General features: G+C 65.6%; 1 protein-coding gene and 2 pseudogenes. 2 read left to right on the forward strand and 1 reads right to left on the reverse strand.

Annotated features, from left to right (window positions below):
- Nucleotides 1–145: pseudogene (locus E0497_RS20930) on the forward strand (phosphotransferase family protein); the annotation flags it as partial.
- Nucleotides 142–879, forward strand: coding sequence for an SDR family NAD(P)-dependent oxidoreductase (locus tag E0497_RS20235; protein ID WP_137726589.1), 738 nt, complete (start codon nt 142–144; stop codon nt 877–879). The pseudogene E0497_RS20930 and the gene E0497_RS20235, both read left to right, overlap by 4 nt.
- Before the next feature lie 140 nt (nt 880–1,019).
- Here E0497_RS20235 and E0497_RS20240 read toward each other — a convergent pair.
- Nucleotides 1,020–2,395 (reverse strand): annotated as a pseudogene (locus E0497_RS20240) (ISL3 family transposase).
- Between the last annotated feature and the right edge of the window lie 540 nt (nt 2,396–2,935).

Below are 2,935 nucleotides of genomic sequence, written 5' to 3' on the forward strand. Positions count from 1 at the left end.
GAACTTCAAACTCGCGGTGATCGCGGAGGGCATCACGTACCGGTATCGGGCGGGTGCCACCACCGGTGACGGGTTCGCCCTCGCTTGTGAAGCCGTTCCACCGCTGGTCGCCGCCGGACTCGCAGCATTGGAAGGACACCGATGACGAACAGTGCACTGGTCACGGGGGCATCCCGCGGTATCGGACTCGGTATCGCCCGCCGACTCGCCACCCGCGGATACGCCCTCACCATTACCGCACGCGACCCTGACCGCCTGGACACAGTCTCCGACGAACTCCGATCTGCCGGGGCCACCGACGTCATCACCGTCGCTACCGACCTCGCCGACCCCGCTGCCGCAGACACCGTCACCACAGCCCATCGGGACCGGTTCGGAACGATGAACGCGCTCATTCTCAACGCTGGGGTTGGCACCGCAGGGGCGATAGCAGACTTTCCGATGCACCGCTTCCACAAGACGATCGCGGTGAACCTCGAAGCCCCCTTTCTGCTGCTACAGCGCTCCTTGCCAATGCTCCGTGAAGGAGCAGCAGTGAATCTGGACTGCGGCGCGAAAGTGGTTGCTCTATCGTCCATCACTGGCGCCTACGCCGAAAGCAACCTAGCGGTGTACGGCGCTACGAAGGCTGCGTTGATCTCGCTCGTGGAAACCTTCAATGCCGAGGAATCCGGCAATGGGGTCGCCGCCACAGCGATCGCCCCCGGGTACGTCGACACCGACATGTCCGATTGGACAAAGGACCGCATCCCGGCGGAGTCGATGCTGACGGTGAACGACATCGTCGAACTTGCTGATGCGGTGCTGCGGCTGTCGAACCGGGCCGTGCTGTCCAAACTAGTGCTCAGCCGCGCCGGCGCTTCGGCGTTCACAGCCTGACCGGCGAAGGCGGCAACGATGTCGCCGATGATGCTCTGTACCGGTTTCGAAGCTGCCCGGTTCGCACTGCAGGGCGGCAACCGCCGACCTGTGTTGATTCCGACTCATGTACGGCGCCGACTCAAACCGGCTCTTCCGAGTTAGCAGGGGCGTAGCTGCCTGGCACTGGATGACGCCCGTCGTGCTTGACGGGTGCAGGCCCACCGTACTCGCCGGCGCTGGTTCGTCGGGTTCCTGAACCCGAAGGCGATCCGGCCGACGTGCTTGACGATCCGGTTGTAGCCCTCGCTCCGCGCGTTCGACAACCCGGTGCTGATGGCGAGGAGCATCGGGTCTTGCCAGTCGGAGATGGTAGCGGCGAGTTTCCGGATTTCGGGGACCGAGCAGTCCGCGCAGAACCGGTAGAACCGGTGCAGCGCGTCACGAACCTCGTAGGCGAGGCCACCGGTGTCGGTGCAGGCCAGCACGCCCCGCAGCAGTTCTTTGGCGATCCAGGCGGCGGCGATGTCGCCGTTCGGGTCGGCCGAGGTCAGCTTCTCGAACAGGGCGGCCCGCTGCTCGCCGGTCAACCGTTCGGCGCCGCGGAGTAGCCGGCGTCGGTTGATCCATTCGACATCGGACTTGCGGCCCCGCCGGCCGCGTTCGGTGTGGGTGACCCGGCGGCGGACCGTGTCGACCATGTCGTTGGCCTTCTTGACCAGATGGAACCGGTCCACGATCAACTTCGCGTGCGGCAGGGCGTCCCGGACCGCTTTCGCGTAGACCGCGGACATGTCGATCGCGACGTGCGTGACCTGCGCCTTCCACCCTGCGTCACGTTCGGTGAGCCAGTCGATCACCACCTGCGCTGTCCGCCCGTTGACCTGCGTCAACAGGCCTTGGTTGCCGGCGATATCGACCAGCCCGGTGTCCCATCGGTCGACCCACGACTTGACCCCGGTGTCGGGGCAGATCTCCCACTTGGCCTTCCCACGCCGGGTCTCGTCGATCCCCAGGACCGTCACGGGTTCGGGCTCGGTGTCCAGGACCCGGTCGGCGGTGGCGATCACCGACCGGTGGCAGGTGTTCCAGGTGCAGCCGTAGGCGGCCGCCACGGCCTTGACCGAGCGGTCGTCGCCCCGGACCGCCAACGCCATCTCGGTCTTCGCCCGGGTGGTGATCCGGGCTCGTGGCGGGATCTGCGGCACCGACTCCGTGAACGATCGACGATCGCAGGAGGTGTTGCTGCACACCCATTTCCGTTTGTTCCACACCATCTTCGGCCGGTCCGGCCCGACCTTGACGTCCCGGGGTCGGGTCGCCACCCACCCCTTCGAGCGGGTCGACACGACAGTGCACGACGGACACACCCCGGCCCACGCCGGGGCGGTCGTCACCACCACCGTTCGGGCGCCGTCGGGATCGATCTGCACGGCCTCGACGACGACACCGTCGAGACCGAGTAGCAGTGAACTACTACTGTTGGGCATGCTCGCGCCTTTGTTGCTGCTGGATGCGTAGAGAACACCCAGTTCACAAGGGCGCGAGCCCTCGATCAATCACCGACACGATCCGGATCGGTCATGCCAGACCCCCATCAAGTCGGAAGAGCCCTCAAACCTGTGGGGCTCACCTCTGGACGAAGGTGAGCCCCATAAGAAAGCATGCCGCAGCAATGCGACTCGGTGCGAGTGCCGTCAGACGGATACCGGGTGCACACGCACGAGTCGATCCCCAACGAAGACCGCGACCACCGCGGCGACGACCAGGACAAGGGCAGGCCATAGCGGAACTGACAGCCCGATGAATCGGTCAACAGAGTAGTGGCCGGGGCCGGCGAGCACGATGCCTAGAGGTACAACCGCAAGCGACTGTGCGAGTTCGATACGTGGATCGTGCGGATTGTCCCGGGGAACTGCCAAGCTTGCGCTGCCCAAGACTGCGATCGCGGCAGCGGAACTTGTCAAGGTGAATGAGTCCAACGGGTGTTACGCGGCGGCCTGATCCGGGCGGGAGACGACCGCGTCGCCGTGTGCGGGCGGCTTGTTGATCCAGGCGTCCGCCGGGAGGTCCAGGA

The sequence above is a fragment of the Prescottella subtropica genome (assembly GCF_005434945.1).
Taxonomy (GTDB): domain Bacteria; phylum Actinomycetota; class Actinomycetes; order Mycobacteriales; family Mycobacteriaceae; genus Prescottella; species Prescottella subtropica.